The sequence below is a fragment of the Streptomyces venezuelae ATCC 10712 genome (genome assembly GCF_008639165.1).
Lineage (GTDB): Bacteria > Actinomycetota > Actinomycetes > Streptomycetales > Streptomycetaceae > Streptomyces > Streptomyces venezuelae.
On the sequence record NZ_CP029197.1, the window covers coordinates 7446742 to 7463360 of the forward strand.

The following is a 16619-nucleotide window of genomic DNA, read 5'->3' on the forward strand; positions in this document are numbered from 1 at the left end:
ACGGTGATCACGGAGGCTCGTGGGCGAGAGCTGCGTAGGCTTGTGAAGTCGTCGTGGTGGGTCCGGAGGGGCGGGCGTAGCTCCCCGACATTGCCTGATGATGCGTCAGAAAAGTCGGCAAGTGATCAGCATCAGTCCTGAAGAACCTGAGGACAGCTGCCTGAACCTGCGACTCGTTGTAAGGTGTGGAAACAGCCCTTGACCTGCGAAAACGCAGGCAGGGAGCCTATGTCCAGGAGTACCTCGATGATACGAACGATATTCAAGTCCAAGATCCACCGGGCGACCGTGACCCAGGCGGACCTTCACTACGTCGGGTCCGTCACCGTCGACGCCGAGCTGATGGAGGCGGCCGATCTGCTGCCCGGTGAGCTCGTGCACATCGTCGACATCGACAACGGTGCCCGCCTGGAGACCTACGTCATCGAGGGCGAGCGGGGTTCCGGGGTCATCGGGATCAACGGCGCCGCCGCGCACCTGGTGCACCCCGGTGACCTGGTGATCCTCATCAGCTACGCGCAGCTCGCGGACGCCGAGGCCCGGACGTTCGTGCCGCGTGTCGTGCACGTGGACGCGGACAACCGGATCGTGGAGCTGGGGACCGACGCGTCCGCGCCCGTCCCCGGGAGCGACACCGTGCGCGCGCCGCACGCCGTGCCCGCCTCGTAGCCGGGCCACCCGAACGACGGGACCCGGCGGGCGCGGCAGGGCCCGCCGGGTCACCCTGGAGGGGGACGAACCCGTCGACCGAGAGGTCCGTGATGACTCACCCGTACCCCGACCCGGTGCCCCCCTCGCCGATCCCGCCGCCGGTGCCGCCGCCCAACCCGGTGCCGACCCCGCCGGCCCCCGAGCCGGGCCCGGCGCCGCAGCCCGGCGGGCCCGTGCCGGATCCCGAACCCCAGCCCCAGCCCGGCCCCGCCGGTCTCCGCCCGGCGTCAACCCCGAGGTGACGGAAGGGCCTTGGGGTTTGCCGAATCCCTTGTCACGGAGCGTGCGCCACCCCTAACTTGGACGACTGTTGCTGTGTTCAAGGGGGGCCCATGGCCGTACGCGGACGTCACCGCCGCCACCAGCCGAGCCGGATCAACCGTGCCTCGCTCACCGTCACCGCGGGCAGCGCCGGAATGGCGCTGCCGCTGATCGGCGCGGGGGCCGTGCAGGCCGCCTCGCTGGACGTCTGGGAGAAGGTCGCGGCCTGCGAGTCGACCTCCAACTGGCGGATCAACACCGGCAACGGCTACTTCGGCGGCCTGCAGTTCAGCCAGTCCACCTGGGAGGCCTACGGCGGCACGCACTACGCGCCGCGCGCGGACCTCGCCTCCAAGGACCAGCAGATCGCGATCGCCGAGCGGGTCCTCAAGGGCCAGGGGCCCGGCGCCTGGCCGTCCTGCGGCGCCCGCGCGGGCCTCGAACGGGGCGGCGACGCGCCGGACGTCACCCCCGGCGGTACGGCGAAGGCGCGGGCGAAGTCGCCCGGCGGGAACGCGGTGAGCACCGCCTCCCTGCCCGGGCAGCGCGCCTTACCCGAGCGGCCCACCAGGAACGTCGGCCCGACCGCCGTGCCCACCGTCCGCGAGATGTACACGGTGACGCCCGGCGACTCCCTGTCGAAGATCGCCCGCGACGAGCGGGTCCGGGGCGGCTGGAAGGGTCTGTACGACACCAACCGCGCCGTCGTCGGTGACGATCCCGACCTCATCCATCCCGGCCAGCGCCTGACCCTGCGCATGGTCGCGCCGCGGAAGCCGGCTACGCCCGAGGCGCACGTCCCCACGGCGCCCCCGGCGAAGGCCCCCTCGGCCACGAAGCCCCCGGCGAAGACCTCCGCGCAGGTGCCCAGGACCCGGCCCGCAGCGCACCCCGCGACCAAGCCGGCCGCGAAGCCCGTGGGACAGAGCGCCCGGCCCGCGGCCCCGTCGGGCACCAAGCCCGCCGCGAAGCCCAGCACCCGGCCGGCGCCCAAGCCGGTCACCAGGCCCGCGGCCAAACCGGCCGCCAAGCCCGCCGCCAAGCCCAGGCCCGCGTCCAAGCCGCGGCCCGCCCCGGCCCAGGCCCGCTACTCCGCGCCCGTCTCGGCGGACATCGGCACCCGCTACGGGACCCGTGGTTCCTCGTGGTCCAGCGGCTACCACACCGGCGTCGACTTCCCGGTGCCCACCGGCACCTCCGTCAAGGCGGTGGCCGGGGGACGCGTCGTCTCCGCCGGATGGGGCGGCGCGTACGGCTACCAGATCGTGCTGCGCCACGACGACGGCCGCTACAGCCAGTACGGGCACCTCTCCGCACTCGCCGTCCGCGAGGGCCAGCGGGTCACCGCGGGCCAGCGCATCGGCCGCTCAGGATCGACCGGCAACAGCTCGGGCCCGCACCTCCACTTCGAGGTGCGGACGGGTCCCGGGTACGGCTCCGACATCGACCCGCTCGCGTACCTCAGGGCCCGGGGCGTCTCCCTCTGACCCCGGGCCGGGGCCAGGGCCCGGCCCACGCGCCCCGTCCGGCGCCGACGGCTCGTCCGTCGGCGCCGTCATCCGGTCCAGGGTGAGCTGGACGAGGCCACCCGCGGCGACCGTGCCGCAGATCAGCGCGGCGACCGTGCCGGCCGCTCCGTAGCGGAAGCTCTCGCCGAACAGCGTCAGACCCACGGCGGCGGCGGCCACCGGATTGACCACGGTGACCGTCGCCAGCGGGGCCGCCAGGCCGGCGCCGCGGTACGAGGCCTGGGAGAGGAGCAGTCCGGTCACGGCGAGGGCCGAGAGCACCAGCAGGCCGGTCCACTCGGCGAGCGGCGCGTCCGGCGACCACTCCTCGGCCACCGCCTTCGTGAAGACCGAGGCCATGCCGAAGGAGACACCGGCCGCCGCGGCCAGGACGACACTGCGCAGCACGGACCTGCCCACCACGTGCGCGGCCGTGAACAGCAAGGCCACCACGCCGAAGGTGCAGCCCGCGAGCAGCCACCGGTCACCGTCGGAGAGGTCCCGGCCCTCGGCCCCCGTCGTCAGGCTGAGCAGCCCGGCCAGGCCCACCGTGGCCATCAGGGCGCCGCGCCAGGCCCGCCGCCCCGCCCTGCGGCCGACGAACAGCGCAGCCATGGGCAGCGCGAACACGATCGTGAGGGCGCCCAGCGGCTGGACCAGGCTGAGCGGTCCGTACGCGAGCGCCGCGACGTGCAGGGCCGCGCCGACGCCGTTGAGCAGGACGGAGCCCCACCAGGCCGGGCTGCGCAGCGGCGCGTAGCGGGGACCGGTGGCGGAGGCCGCGACCCGCTCCTGCACGATCGCCGCGGCCGCGTAGGCGACCGCCGAGACCAGGGCCAGGAGTACGGACAGCAGGAGGGGACTCATACCTTCCACGATCTCTCTTCCCGGCCGATCGCGTCGTCGTCCCAGGGGACGTCTTCGCGGGTACCACCGGCGCAGTACACGGCCGCCGCGTACGCCTGGAGATGTACACCAGTGCAGGTCAGAACGGGTGCAAAGCATCCTTTTCGAGCCGTCCCCGGGGGCCGCGCGGGGGCGCTACGGTGGTCGAAATCCACGGAGGCGGAGCCGTGGGACAGCAGCACGAACAGCACCAGGAACCGAAGCAGGGGGAACGCGGATGAATCTCGTCGAGAGCGCCGCGGTCGGCGGCTTCTTCGCGCTGCGCACCACCCCGCCGGAGAGCGGGGGAGCGCACCGGCCGCTCGCCCTCCTGTACGCGGGGGAGGACGGGCCCCTCCACGCGCGCGTGGACCGGGTCGCCGCCCGGCTCGGCGCCCCCGAGCGGCGCGTCGGGGCCTCCGTCGCCCACCTCGGACTCGCCGCCCGGCTCTGGTCGACCGCCCTGGGGCCCGCCGCCCTGCACGGCCGCTTCCCCTCCCTCGACCCCGCCGAGCTGCACTGGGACGGGGCGCTGACCTCGCCCGACGACCTGTGGTGGGCGGGCTCCGACACCCGCCCGGCGACGGTCGCCGCGCTCCGCGCCGCCGTCCAGGAGGCCCATCTCGGGCCGCTCCACGCGGCGCTGCGCCGCGACGGGCACATCTCCCCGCGGCTGCTCTGGGGCAACGCCGGGTCGGCGCTCGCGGGGGCCCTGCGCGAACTGACCCGCTGGGCGGCCGCCCACGGCCGCCCGGAAGTCGCCGAACGGGCCGCCGTCCTGGTCGCCGGCCTGCTCGACCACCCCGACCTCGCCGGAACCGTCCGGGGCCCCCGGCTGCGCCGGGCCAGCTGCTGCCTCTACTACCGCTGCCCCGGCGGCGGACTGTGCGGCGACTGTGTCTTCGACCACGCCCCCCGAACGGGTTTGGAGGCGCGGCCCCCGGCTCCGTAAAGTTGGCGGGGTTGCCGTTTCGCGCTTACTCCGGACGGCGGCCCCCCACGACCGGCGAGTGACGAGCGAACGAGGAACCCGAAGGCCATGACGGTGACCGAAGAAAACCAGGACTACGGCCCGGGTCTCGACCCCGAGCGCCTGGCCGTCTGCCTCAGCGTCCTCGACGAGCTCGACAAGCTGGACGTGGACCACCCGGACGCCATCCGCGTCCGCCGCGCCACGGCCGGCATCTACCGGACCGTGAAGCAGCGCCGCCGCCAGGAGCGCCGCGCCGCCAAGACCGCCAACGACAAGGCCGTCACCGAGGCCACCGCCACCGGCTCCGCCCAGCGCATCGACGACGAGACCGAGGGCATCCTGCCCACCTCCGTCACCGAGGAGGGCCGGATCGCCGGGATACTCCAGCGTCCGCGTTCCTGCTACGTCTGCAAGACCCGGTTCGTCGAGGTCGACTACTTCTACCACCAGCTCTGCCAGAAGTGCGCCGCCCAGAACCGCGCCAAGCGCGACGCCCGCGCCGACCTCACCGGCAAGCGCGCCCTGCTCACCGGCGGCCGGGCGAAGATCGGCATGTACATCGCGCTGCGGCTGCTGCGCGACGGCGCCCACACCACGATCACCACCCGCTTCCCCAAGGACGCCATCCGCCGCTTCAAGGCGATGGAGGACTCCGCGGACTGGATGCACCGCCTGGAGGTCGTCGGCATCGACCTGCGCGACCCGGCGCAGGCCGTGGCCCTCGCCGACCAGATGACCGAGGCCGGTCCGCTGGACATCCTCATCAACAACGCCACGCAGACCGTGCGCCGGCTGCCCTCCGCGTACGCTGCGCTGGTCGAGGGCGAGAACGCGGCGCTGCCGGCCGGCGAGCTGCCCGCCCACCACGTGATCGGCGCCTTCAACTCCGGCGCGGTCGGCGAGCTCGTCGGTTCGTCGGAGCTGCCCGCCGGCGTGCGCGACCTGGAGGCCCAGCAGGTCGCGGACCTCGCGCTCGTCGCGGGCAACGCCACCATCGCCAAGCACCTCGACGGCACCGCCATCGACGCGGGCGGCCTGGTGCCGGACGTCGTGGAGTCCAACACCTGGGTGCAGAGCATCGAGCAGATCTCCCCGGTGGAGCTGCTGGAGACCCAGCTGTGCAACTACACGGCCCCGTTCATCCTGATCAGCAAGTTGCGGCCGGTGATGGCCGAGGCGGCGAAGAAGGCGAGCAGCGGCCGTTCCTACGTCGTGAACGTCTCCGCGATGGAGGGCGTCTTCAGCCGCGGCTACAAGGGGGCGGGACACCCGAACACCAACGCCGCCAAGGCCGCGATGAACATGGTGACGCGGACCAGCGGCCAGGAGATGTTCGAGACCGACGGCATCCTGATGACCTCCGTCGACACCGGCTGGATCACCGACGAGCGTCCGCACTTCGACAAGCTGCGCCTGGCCGAGGCCGGTTTCCACGCCCCGCTCGACCTGGTCGACGGCGCCGCCCGCGTCTACGACCCGATCGTGCGCGGCGAGGAGGGCGAGGACCTGTACGGCTGCTTCCTGAAGGACTACGCGCCCGCGAACTGGTAGCCCCGGGACCGAAGCGGTTCCCGCTGTTCCGGCAAGAGCGCCTCACCGGCCGGGTGGGGCGCTCTTTCGGCTCTCTTCACCCGAACGCGTCACACTTCGGAGCCCGGTAGAGCGCAGACGCGCTCATTTGGTTACTCTGATGTTCACGGTCGGCCACCGAGGAGACACACCGTCCTCACGGCCTTCCAGGGACAGGCCTTCCACCGAGGCCGCGGTCCCGCCCGACGAACGGCGCCACCGCGACCGACCGGCACTTGTCCCACAGGTACGCGACACAAAGGAGTGCGCGGTGACACCAGAACTGGCGAAGCAGGAACCGCGACCGGCCGAACACACCGACCGGCCCCGCAGGAACGGCGAGCTGGGGAGCCTCGACGTGTGGGCCCACGCGGCTCCCATCAGGCTCGCGGGCTACGAGGACGACCTCGCCGAGCCCCACATCCTGCCCGGCATCGACTGATCCCCTCGCTTCACATCCGGTGCCCCCGGCCGCGCTGACGTTCCAGCGGCCGGGGGCACCGGCACGTTCCGGCCCGGGCCGCCGGCTCGTTCACGGAGGTTTCCCGGCCGGTTCCCGCAGCCGGATCGGCGGCAGGTACTCCCGCACCAGCGTCCGGTGCCACCACGCGCCGGTCTCCCGGAGCTCGCGCCAGGTGGTGTACCGGTAGCGGTAGAGCCGGGCGCGGACCAGGGTTGGCGGCGCCTCCGGGAAGGGGTTGTGGCCCAGCAGCCGCAGGGTGTCCCGGTCGCCTTCGAGCAGCCGCTCCACGAACGGGCCGAACCAGTCGCGCGCGTACCCGGGGCTCAGCGCCGCGAACCACATCAGCCAGTCGAGCCGCAGGTGGTACGGGGCGAACTGGCGGGGCAGCCGGCGCGGGTCGCCCGGCTTGCCCTTGAAGCCGTACTCCCGCCACACGGTGTCCGGACGCGGTTCCGGGTCCTCGGTGCCCTCGACGACGATCTCGTCCCTGACGCGGCCCACCGTGCCGAACGCCCCGTAGGTGTTGACCAGGTGGTACGGGTCGTACGAGCGGTTCATGGCCTGGTGCCGGGAGAGCAGGTTGCGCACCGGGCGGTAGCTCCGTACGAGTACGAACGCGGTGACCGCGACGACCAGGGCCACGTACCAGAGCGGCGGATCGGGCCGGGGGTGCTCGCCGGTGACGGGGGAGGCGTCCACGACCGAGAGCGCGAGCACGATGGTGATCCAGTTCAGCCAGGCGAAGTTGCCGGAGAGCACCAGCCACAGCTGGGTCGCCACCATCAGTCCCGCCGCGACCGTGGCCACCGGCTGCGGGGCGAACAGCAGGAACGGCACGAAGAGCTGGACGACGTGGTTCGCCGCCACCTCCACGCGGTGCAGCGGCCGGGGCAGATGGTGGAAGAACCAGCTCAGCGGGCCGGGCATCGGCTGGGTCTCGTGGTGGTGGTAGAGGCAGGTCAGCTTCCGCCAGCACTCGTCACCGCGGATCTTGATGAGCCCGGCGCCGAACTCGACCCGGAACAGCAGCCAGCGCAGCAGGAAGAGCACGAGGACGGGCGGCCCGACCTCGTCGTTGCCGAGGAAGACAGCCAGGAAACCGGTCTCGAGGAGCAGCGACTCCCAGCCGAAGGAGTACCAGGTCTGCCCGACGTTCACGATCGACAGGTACAGCGCCCAGAGGACCAGCCAGCACAGCATCGAGACGGGCAGCGGCACCGCGTCCGCGGCGCCGGCGACGAGCGCGAGCGCCAGCGCGGCGCCGGACCAGGCGACGGTGGCGAACAGCCGGTCGGAGTAGCGCCAGTGGAAGAGCGAGGGGGTGTGCCGGGGCCGCGTCCCGCGCACGTACGCCGGTACGGGGAGCATGCCGCGCTCCCCGATCAGCGCCCGGAACTGGAGGGCTGCCGAAAGGAACGCCACGCAGTACAGCCCGGCGAGGCCCCGCTGGAAGACGATCCGGCTCAGCCAGTGGTCGGGTTCGGTGAACCACTCCATCCCTTCCAGTATCGGCCCGGGATCACGTCCTGACGAGACGCCGCAGGGTCCGGCCGAGGTGCCGCGCGTACGCCCGCTGGAGCAGCGGGACGACCGGTCCGGCGAGCCGGGTGTACCAGGAGGCGGGGCGGCTGAAGGCGGTGACCGCGAAGCGGACCGTGCCGTCGGCTTCGAGGTGGACCGTGAAGGACTCCTCGCCGCACTCCGGGTGCCCGGTGAGCGTCCCGTAGGCGAAGCCGACGCGGTCCTGCTCGTACGCGGTCCAGATCACCGCACAGGGGACGGCCATCCGCAGCGGGCCGAGGCCCGCCGACACTTCGACGGCCACGCCGGGAACGGCGCGCTCGGCGTCCGCGAGGAGGCGCGCCCCGGACGAGCGGTGCATCCGGAAGGTGGTGACGGCGGCGCCGGCGGCCTCGAACGCGGCGCGGCCGTGGCCGACGACCGCCTCGTACCGGAGGTGGTGGTAGCCCTCGGGGAGGGTTTCGGGGGTGCGGGTGGCGCCGACCTCGCGGTAGCTGAGGGACGGACGGGGGTGCGCGGGACGGTGAAGGTCCTGCAGGAGGCGGGTCATGCGGGGAGCTCCGTTCGGGGGCGGGCCGGGAGGCCGGCGGGGGCGGGTGGGGTGGTGCGGTCCGCGCGGAGGCGGCGGTGGGCGAGCAGCGCGCAGACCGTGAAGCCGAGCGCGTTGCCGAGGCCGTGGGTCGCGGCCGTCCAGGTCAGGCTCAGGTGCGGCAGGCCGGTCGCCTCGCCGAGCGCCCAGCTCAGCGCGAGCAGCATGGTGACGAAGAGGACGAGCGCCGAGACGCCGAGCAGGCCGCGGGTGAGCCGGTCGGCGGTCGCCGTCCCGCGTCGTTCGCGCAGGGTGAGGACGGCGACGGTCGTCATGCCGGCGGTGAGCACGACGGCTCCGGCGAGCTCGGCCCAGTCGTCGACGAAGTAGCCGATCAGGACGAGCAGCGTGCCGGCCGGGACGCTGAGGGCGGCGAAGCGGGCGGCGGGGCCGTCGGCGGCCCGGCAGAGCAGTCCGGCGACCAGGGCGGCGGCGAAGCCCGCGAAGTGGAAGTGCGGGACGGTCAGCGCGAGCAGGTCCAGGTCGAAGCCGAGGAGCGGGTACGAGGCCCGCTCGGCGACGAGCGCGAGGCCGGCGACGGAGGGTGCGAGCAGGGCGGTGAGCACGGCCACCTCACCCGGCCGCAGGGAGCGGGTCAGGAAGAGCCGGGCCGGGGCCTGGAGCGCGAGGGCCAGGGTGGCCAGCGCGTAGACGGCGGCGAGCGCGGTCGAGATCCCGGAGCGGGGCAGCCACAGGGACAGCGCCCCGGGCGCGGCGAGCAGCGGCCAGGCGCGCCGCAGGGGCTCCCACCCGGGTGGCCGGGGGCCGTCGAGGAGCGCGAGGCCCGTCGGGACCACCCAGAGCATGCCGATCGTCACGACCGAGCCGACCAGGACCGACAGTGCGGTCATACGACATCCACCCCCACTTGAACGCGTTCAACTCATGACGCCGAGCGTAGGGCCTTTCTTGAACGTGTTCAAGTGGCTGGCTCGCGTCGAGCGACCCGGACGGCCGCCCTCCGCTTGCGCGGCCCCGCGCACTGCGACAGACATGAGGGACTGGCCGGAACCCGGGCGCCGTGGCCCGGGGAGAGAAACTCGGGAGAACCAGGTGCGCTCAGCCCACAGCCGGACACGGCGAACCCCCACCGTCCTCGCCGCGCTGGCCGTCCCCCTGCTGCTCGCGGGCTGCACCTCCGTCTGGGAAGGCTCCCGCGGCGGCGCCGAGCCCGCCGCGGCCGGCCCCGCGCAGGACGTCCTCCTCCAGCCGGTCGCCGCCCAGGGCCCCGATCCCTTCACCGCCTCCACCGCCCGCGGCACCATGCCGGTCTCGGCCCCGCAGCGCGGCCCCGACGCGGCCCCCGAACAGGTCCGCGAGGTCACCGGCTCCACCCCCGGCCTCTACGGCGGCACGCGCGCCGAGGGCAGCTGCGACGTCGACCAGCAGGTCTCCCTCCTCGCCGCCGACCAGGACAAGACCCGCGCCTTCGCCGAGGCCGCCGGCATCCCCGAGACCAACGTCGCCGACTGGCTGCGCGGACTGACCCCCGTCGTGCTGCGCGCGGACGCCCGGGTCACCAACCACGGCTACCGCCAGGGCAAGGCCAACGCCTTCCAGTCCGTCCTCCAGACCGGCACCGCCGTCCTCGTCGACCAGTACGGCTCCCCGCGCGTCCGCTGCGCCTGCGGCAATCCGCTGCGCACCCCGGCCGCGTCCCAGGGCGGAGTGCATCAGGGAGATCCCTGGGACGGCTTCGACCCCGACCGGGTGATCGTCGTCCGGCCGACCACCACCGTCGTCACCAGCCTGGTCATCGTGAACGCCGCCGACCGCAGCTGGATCGAGCGGCGGACCGGCAGCGACGGGGCGGAGGACCGCAAGCCCGCCGTGGAACCGGACTGCGACCCGGACGCCTGCCGCCTCACCGGCACCCCCGAAGCCGGCACCCCCGACCCGGCGACCCCGGACTCCGCGACCCCGGACACCACGCGGCCCGACCCGAGCGCCCCGGACCGCCGTACCGCCCCGGACACCCCCTCCCGGGCCCCCGTGCCGCCCGCCCCGGTGCCCCCGGCGCCGGACAGCCCGCTGCCCGACGCCTCCGGAACCGGCGGCACCGGCACCGAGCCCCCTCCGGGAGACCCCGAGCCGTACCCCGTACCGGACACGGAGCCGTACCCCCAGCCCGATGGCGACCCCCACGCCGACCCCTTCGCCGAGCCGCCCGGCGTGCCCGACGGCGAGCTGCCGCCCGAGGAACTCTTCCCCGCCGAGCCGGTCCCGGAGCAGCCCGAGACCTTCGAGGGATGAAACGGATCTTCCTGGTGCGCGCGGGCTGCGCTCCGCCTAGCGTGGCCCCATGAACGCGGGCAACGGGGGAGGGCAGGCGGCCGAGCGGCGCCGAGCCCCGGACGAGCAGGGCGCCGGAGCGCGGATACTGGCCGAATTCGGCTCCGTCTTCCGGATGGGCGGATTCGACTGGAACCTCGTCGACGGCACGATGCTCATGGACGACGCCGCCCTCGACGTCTTCGACCTCGACCGCGCGGAGTACAACGACCGTCCCGAGTCGCTCGGCCCGCGGGTCCTGCCGGACGAGGGCCGCCGCCTCGACACCCTCGTCGCCCAGGCGCTCAAGGACGGCAGCGCGGAGTACGGCGCCTACTTCCGGATCCGCCGCCGCGACGGCAGCCACCAGTGGACCCACACCCAGGGGCGGGTCCACCGCGACGACTCCGGCCGCCCCGTGCGCATCGTCGGCGTCATCCGCGACGCCACCCACGAACTCACCGAGTCCGCCGCCCGCCTCGGCCTCGACGAGGGACGGCGCAAGCGCGCCGGGGTCGTCGAGGGCACCACGGCGGCCCTCGCCTACGCACGGACCGTGCAGGACGTCATCGACCTGCTCAACGACTCGCACGCGCTCGAACACTTCGGCGCCGCGAGCCTCGTCATGGGCCTCCTCGAAGCGGGTCGCATCCATCTCGTCGCCGAGGGCCCGCAGGGTGCCTTCGTGCCGGGCACCCGATTCACCCGGGTGGACGAGCCGTACCCGATGAGCGAGGTGATCCGCACCCTCCGCCCGCGGTTCATCGTCTCGGCCCGGGACTTCGCCGAATCCTTCCCGGTGCTCTGGCCGCACATCAGCGGCCTCGGCATCACCGCCGCCGCCTACCTCCCGCTGATCGCCCAGGCCCGGCCCATCGGCGCGCTCGGACTGCTCTACAGCGACAAGACCGGCTTCAGCGAGGACGAACGGACCCTCCTCGTCGCCCTCGGCAGCAGCATCGCCCAGAGCCTCCAGCGGGCCATGCTGTACGAGCAGGAGCACGACCTCGCCGAGGGGCTCCAGCAGGCGATGCTGCCGCGCCGCATCCCCGAGGTGCCCGGCGCCCAGACCGCCGTCCGCTACCGCTCCGCCCGGCTCGGCCGGGACATCGGCGGCGACTGGTACGACATCATCCCGCTGCCCGGCGGACGCGTCGGCGCCGTCATCGGGGACGTCCAGGGGCACGACACCCACGCGGCGGCCGTCATGGGCCAGCTGCGGATCGTGCTGCGCGCCTACGCCGCCGAGGGGCACACCCCCGCGACGGTGATGGCCCGCGCCTCCGTCTTCCTGCACGAACTCGACACCGACCGCTTCGCCACCTGCACCTACGCGGAGGTCGACCTGGGCACCGGCGTCGTCCAGGTGGTCCGCGCCGGCCACGTCGACCCGCTGCTGCGGGAGCACGACGGCCACTGCCGGCGGGTCCCGGTGGAGGGCGGGCTGCCGCTCGGGCTCTCGGCGGAGTTCGGCCGGCTCGACTACCCGGTGACCACCCTGGAGCTCGACCCCGGACAGACCCTGATGCTCTACACCGACGGACTGGTCGAGAAGCCCGGCGCCGACCTCGACGAAGGGCTCCAGTGGCTCTCCGCCCTCGTCCGGCGCGGTCCCACCGATCTGCAGGAGCTCGCCGACCACCTGTGCGAGGTGGTCGCCGACCGGGGCGGCGAGGACGACGTCGCGATCCTGCTGCTGCGCCGGCTGAGCGAGGCCGCCGCCCACGGCGCCGGCCGCTTCCAGCAGCACGTGGCCCAGAACGACCCGGAGGCGCTGAGCTCGGCCCGGCACATGATCAGGGCCGCCGTCCGCGCCTGGGGCGCGGAGGACCACGCGGACGAGATCGAGCTGGTCGCCGACGAGCTGATGACCAACGCGCTGATGCACACCGACGGCGGCGCGATCGTGACCCTGCGGATCCTGGGCGGCGCCGAACGGCGGCTCCGGGTCGAGGTGGAGGACCGCTCGAGCGCCCTGCCCCGGCGCCGCGAGGCGGGGGAGGCGGGCGTGTCGGGGCGCGGGCTGCTGCTCGTCGACCGGCTCTCCGACGTGTGGGGCGTGGAGTCGCGCGGCAGCGGCAAGTGCGTGTGGTGCGAGTTCACCGTGGAGAGCTGAGCCTTTAGCCGAGCCTGTTAACCGAGTCTGCTAGCCGAGCCTGTTAACTGGGTCTGTTAACTGAGCGTGAACTGATCGTACTTGACCGTAACTGTCGGTACGCGATTGACTTCGCTCTCCCGGCTCTCCGTGCAGGACGTGAGGACACCCGTGAGCAGCGAGCTACTGGCACCGCTAGACCTGGCCTTCTGGCACCTCGAATCCACCGCACACCCCCTGCACCTCGGTGCCCTCGCCCACTTCGGCCCCCCACCCGCCGACGCCGCCGACCGGACGCCGCCCGACCTCCTGGAGCTGCTCGCCCGGCGCGCCGCCGCCGTCCCCCGGCTCCGGATGCGCGTGCGCGACGTCCTGCTCCCCGTCGGCGGCGCGGCCTGGAGCGCCGACCCGGACTTCGACGTGCGCCGCCACGTCCACGAGATCACCCTGCCCGGCGCCGACTTCCGCGCCGAGACCGCCCGGCTCGCCGCCGAACTCATGGAACGGCCCGTCGCCCGCGGCCTGCCACCCTGGGAGATGTACCTGCTCAGCGGCGCCCCCGACGGCTCCTTCGCGGTCCTCGTCAAACTGCACCACGCCCTCGCCGACGGCATGCGGGCCGTCGCCATCGGCGCCGGGATCTTCGACGAGATCGCCGCCGGACGCCGTCCCGCCCGCCGCCCCCGCCCCGTCACCCCCCGGTCCTGGCTGCCCGGCCCCGGCCGGCTCCTCGGCCTGGCCCGCGACCGGCTCGGCGACCTCAGTCGGGCCGTCGAGGTCGGCGCCTCCGTCGTCCGCGCCAGCCGCCTCGACGGGCGCCCCACCGCCGCACTCGCCGCCGAGTCCAGCGGCACCCGCCGGATCGCCACCGCGAGCCTGTCCCTGGAACGCGTCCACCGGATCCGCCGCGGCACCGGCGGCACCGCCAACGACGTCCTCCTCACCGTCGTCGCGGGCGCCCTCCGCCGCTGGTTCGCCGAGCGGGGCCTGCCCCTGCCGGGGGCCGACCCCCGGGCCCTCGTCCCCGTCTCCCGGCGACGGCCCGGCACCGCCCCCGGACCCGGCAACAGCCTCTCCGGCTACCTCGTCGACCTGCCGGTCACCGAGGCCGACCCGGCCGCCCGGCTCGCCGCCGTCCGCGCCGCCATGGACCGCAACAAGGCCGCAGGACCGCTCAGGGGCGCCGGGGCCGTCGCCCTGCTCGCCGACCAGCTGCATCCGCTCGCCCACCGCTTCGGCGCGCCCCTCGCGTCCGGTGCCGCCAGGCTCCTCTTCGACCTCCTGGTCACCCAGGTGCCGCTGCCCCGCTCCGCGCTCTCCCTGGCCGGCGCGCCGCTGCGCGCGCTGTTCCCCATGGCCCCGCTCGCCCGCGGCCAGTCCCTCGCGGTCGCCATGTCCCCGTACGGCGGCCAGGTCCACATCGGGCTCGTCGCCGACGGCGAGGCCGTCCCCGACCTCGACGCGCTCGCCGCCGCGCTCACCGCCGAACTCGACCTGCTGGACCCGCCGGACACGCCGTGAGACCGTCCCCCGGGCGGGCTCGCGGCCCCGCCGCCCGTGCGGCAGGGTGGAACCATGCCCGAACTCCCCGAGGTGGAAGCGCTCCGCGCGTTCCTCGACACGCACCTGGTGGGCAAGGAGATCGCCCGCGTGCTGCCCGTCGCGATCAGCGTCCTCAAGACGTACGACCCGCCCCTGAGCGCCGTCGAGGGCGCCGAGGTCACCGCGATCGCCCGGCACGGGAAGTTCCTCGACCTCACCACCACCGGCCCGGGCGGCGAGCTCCACCTCCTCTTCCACCTGGCCCGCGCGGGCTGGCTCCGCTGGCAGGACCCGCTGCCCTCGGGCCCGCCCAAGCCCGGCAAGGGCCCGCTGGCCCTGCGGACCGCGCTCACCGGCGGCGACGGCTTCGACCTCACCGAGGCGGGCACGACCAAACGCCTCGCCGTGTACGTGGTGCGCGACCCGCGGGAGGTACCGGGCGTCGCACGCCTGGGACCCGACCCGCTCGCCGAGGACTTCGGCCCGGCGGAGTTCGCCGCCCTGCTCGCCGGCGAACGGCGCCAGATCAAGGGCGCCCTGCGCGACCAGAGCCTCATCGCGGGCATCGGCAACGCGTACAGCGACGAGATCCTGCACGCCGCGAAGATGTCCCCGTTCAAACCCACCCAGAACCTCACCCCGACGGAGACGGCCGCCCTCTACGCGGCGATGCGGACCACCCTCCACGAGGCCGTCGAACGCTCCCACGGCCTGGCCGCGGGCAGACTCAAGGCCGAGAAGAAGAGCGGCCTGCGGGTCCACGGCCGCACCGGCGAACCCTGCCCCGTGTGCGGGGACACCATCCGCGAGGTCTCCTTCAGCGACTCCTCCCTCCAGTACTGCCCGACCTGCCAGACCGGCGGCAAGCCCCTCGCCGACCGCCGCCTGTCGAAACTCCTCAAGTAGCTCCGCACGCCGTCCCCGATCAGGGCCGCCGCGTGCCCGTTACACTCCGCCGCATGCTGCGCGTACTGGCCGTCGACGACGAGGAACCCGCCCTCGGGGAGCTGCTCTACCTGCTGCGCGCCGACCCCCGCGTCCGCACCGCCGAGGGCGCGGGCGACGCCACCGCCGCGCTCCGCCGGATCGGGCGCGCCCTGGAGACCGGGCCGGACGGCGAGGAGGCGATCGACGTCGTCTTCCTCGACATCCACATGCCCGGGCTCACCGGACTCGACGTGGCCCGGCTGCTCGCCGGCTTCGCCCGCCCGCCGCTGGTCGTCTTCGTCACCGCCCACGAGGGCTTCGCGCTCCAGGCCTTCGACCTGAAGGCGGTCGACTACGTCCTCAAGCCCGTCCGCCGCGAGCGCCTCGCCGAGGCCGTCCGCCGCGTCCACGACCTGGTGCATGCCACCGCCGCCACCGCCCCGGCCCCCACCGCACCCGAACAGATCCCCGTCGAGCTCGGCGGGATCACCCGGTTCGTGTCCGTCGACGACATCGCGTACGTCGAGGCCCACGGCGACTACGCCCGCCTCCACACCGACCACGGCAGCCACCTCGTCCGCATCCCGCTCTCCACCCTCGAGGAGCGGTGGGCCTCCCGGGGCTTCGTCCGCATCCACCGCAGCCACCTGGTCGCCCTCGCCCGGATCGACGAGCTCCGGCTCGACGGCGGCGCCACCTCCGTACGGGTCGGGGAGGTCGACCTGGCGGTCAGCCGGCGCCACGCCCGCCCGCTCCGGGACCTGCTGATGCGCCGCGCCGGCGGCTGAGCCCGTCCCACGCCACCCCTACCGCGGCCGCTCCCACCTGCGTAGACTCCACGCGACCCGGGCCCAGATGGCCTCACTTCCGACGGGAGGCGGACGCCGATGTCCGAGCAGCAACCTCCCCCGGTCTCCGGCCGGGGGGACACCCAGCGCAGACCCCGCCGCGAGACCGTCACGTACGCCTCCGCCCACGGCACGGGCGCCGTACCGGGCCCCGCACGGCGGCGTCCGGTCCATCCGCCGGCCCGCTCCGAGATCGACGAGCAGACCACCCTCGGCCACACCTACGTCCGCTCCCTGATGCGCAGCCAGCTGCGCGCCGCCCTCACCGCCCTCGGGGCGCTCGCCCTGCTGGTCGGCTCGCTGCCGCTGCTCCTCGCCCTGCCCGCCCCCGAGATCTCCGTCTGGATCGTCCTCGGCGTCGGGGTGTACCCCGTCGTCTGGGGCATCGCCCACTGGTACCTGCGCCGCGCCGAACGCAACGAGCGCGACTTCACCGGCCTCGTCGAACGCTGAGCC

15 protein-coding genes are annotated in these 16619 nt (G+C 74.0%); 11 read left to right on the forward strand and 4 right to left on the reverse strand.

Features of this window, described 5'->3' with window-relative positions; translation table 11 throughout:
* Positions 1 to 246: 246 nt before the first annotated feature.
* Together panD and DEJ43_RS34030 are read left to right on the forward strand one after the other, a co-directional pair.
* Positions 247 to 669, forward strand: coding sequence for an aspartate 1-decarboxylase (gene panD, locus DEJ43_RS34025; RefSeq protein WP_015037983.1), 423 nt, complete (start codon positions 247 to 249; stop codon positions 667 to 669).
* Between the two features lie 374 nt (positions 670 to 1043).
* Positions 1044 to 2459 carry a transglycosylase family protein gene (locus DEJ43_RS34030; RefSeq protein WP_015037984.1) on the forward strand — a complete coding sequence of 472 codons (1416 nt, stop codon included), beginning with the start codon at positions 1044 to 1046 and terminating at the stop codon, positions 2457 to 2459.
* On the opposite strand, the gene DEJ43_RS34035 is transcribed toward DEJ43_RS34030, so the two are convergent.
* Positions 2340 to 3347 (reverse strand): DMT family transporter, encoded by a 1008-nt coding sequence (locus tag DEJ43_RS34035; protein WP_071892289.1) that lies wholly within the window; start codon positions 3345 to 3347, stop codon positions 2340 to 2342. The genes DEJ43_RS34030 and DEJ43_RS34035 overlap by 120 nt on opposite strands.
* A gap of 256 nt (positions 3348 to 3603) precedes the next feature.
* Here DEJ43_RS34035 and DEJ43_RS34040 point away from each other — a divergent pair, with 256 nt between their 5' ends.
* From DEJ43_RS34040 to DEJ43_RS37680, 3 genes are all read left to right on the forward strand, one after another.
* Positions 3604 to 4317, forward strand: coding sequence for a (2Fe-2S)-binding protein (locus DEJ43_RS34040; protein ID WP_015037986.1), 714 nt, complete (start codon positions 3604 to 3606; stop codon positions 4315 to 4317).
* Between the two features lie 87 nt (positions 4318 to 4404).
* Positions 4405 to 5889, forward strand: coding sequence for an SDR family NAD(P)-dependent oxidoreductase (locus tag DEJ43_RS34045; RefSeq protein WP_015037987.1), 1485 nt, complete (start codon positions 4405 to 4407; stop codon positions 5887 to 5889).
* A 289-nt stretch (positions 5890 to 6178) separates the two neighbouring features.
* Positions 6179 to 6349 carry a hypothetical protein gene (locus tag DEJ43_RS37680; RefSeq protein WP_015037988.1) on the forward strand — a complete coding sequence of 57 codons (171 nt, stop codon included), beginning with the start codon at positions 6179 to 6181 and terminating at the stop codon, positions 6347 to 6349.
* Positions 6350 to 6439: 90 nt separating this feature from the next.
* On the opposite strand, the gene DEJ43_RS34050 is transcribed toward DEJ43_RS37680, so the two are convergent.
* Genes DEJ43_RS34050 through DEJ43_RS34060 form a run of 3 tightly spaced genes read right to left on the reverse strand, consistent with a single transcriptional unit; the run spans position 6440 to position 9322 of the window.
* Positions 6440 to 7867, reverse strand: a complete 1428-nt coding sequence (locus DEJ43_RS34050) for a lipase maturation factor family protein (protein WP_015037989.1) — start codon at positions 7865 to 7867, stop codon at positions 6440 to 6442.
* Positions 7868 to 7889: 22 nt separating this feature from the next.
* On the reverse strand, positions 7890 to 8441 hold the full coding sequence (locus DEJ43_RS34055) for a DUF1990 family protein (protein WP_015037990.1): 552 nt from the start codon (positions 8439 to 8441) through the stop codon (positions 7890 to 7892).
* A complete protein-coding gene (locus DEJ43_RS34060) occupies positions 8438 to 9322 on the reverse strand; it encodes a YndJ family protein (protein WP_051026227.1) in 885 nt (294 codons plus the stop codon). Before DEJ43_RS34060 ends, DEJ43_RS34055 begins: the two co-directional genes overlap by 4 nt.
* A gap of 211 nt (positions 9323 to 9533) precedes the next feature.
* Between DEJ43_RS34060 and DEJ43_RS34065 the strand changes: the two genes are divergently transcribed.
* The 6 genes from DEJ43_RS34065 to DEJ43_RS37890 all read left to right on the forward strand — a co-directional run bounded on the left by DEJ43_RS34065 (position 9534) and on the right by DEJ43_RS37890 (position 16616).
* A complete protein-coding gene (locus tag DEJ43_RS34065; protein WP_015037992.1) occupies positions 9534 to 10733 on the forward strand; it encodes a DUF6777 domain-containing protein in 1200 nt (399 codons plus the stop codon).
* 154 nt (positions 10734 to 10887) lie between these two features.
* Positions 10888 to 12867, forward strand: coding sequence for a SpoIIE family protein phosphatase (locus tag DEJ43_RS34070; protein WP_233448101.1), 1980 nt, complete (start codon positions 10888 to 10890; stop codon positions 12865 to 12867).
* Between the two features lie 150 nt (positions 12868 to 13017).
* Entirely contained in the window at positions 13018 to 14367 is a 1350-nt protein-coding gene (locus DEJ43_RS34075) for a wax ester/triacylglycerol synthase family O-acyltransferase (RefSeq protein WP_015037994.1), read from the forward strand.
* A 54-nt stretch (positions 14368 to 14421) separates the two neighbouring features.
* On the forward strand, positions 14422 to 15294 hold the full coding sequence (locus DEJ43_RS34080) for an Fpg/Nei family DNA glycosylase (RefSeq protein WP_015037995.1): 873 nt from the start codon (positions 14422 to 14424) through the stop codon (positions 15292 to 15294).
* Positions 15295 to 15347: 53 nt separating this feature from the next.
* Positions 15348 to 16103, forward strand: a complete 756-nt coding sequence (locus DEJ43_RS34085) for a LytR/AlgR family response regulator transcription factor (RefSeq protein ID WP_041663206.1) — start codon at positions 15348 to 15350, stop codon at positions 16101 to 16103.
* Positions 16104 to 16202: 99 nt separating this feature from the next.
* Complete coding sequence (locus tag DEJ43_RS37890) at positions 16203 to 16616, forward strand: DUF485 domain-containing protein (RefSeq protein WP_015037997.1); 414 nt, start codon at positions 16203 to 16205, stop codon at positions 16614 to 16616.
* Positions 16617 to 16619: the final 3 nt, after the last annotated feature.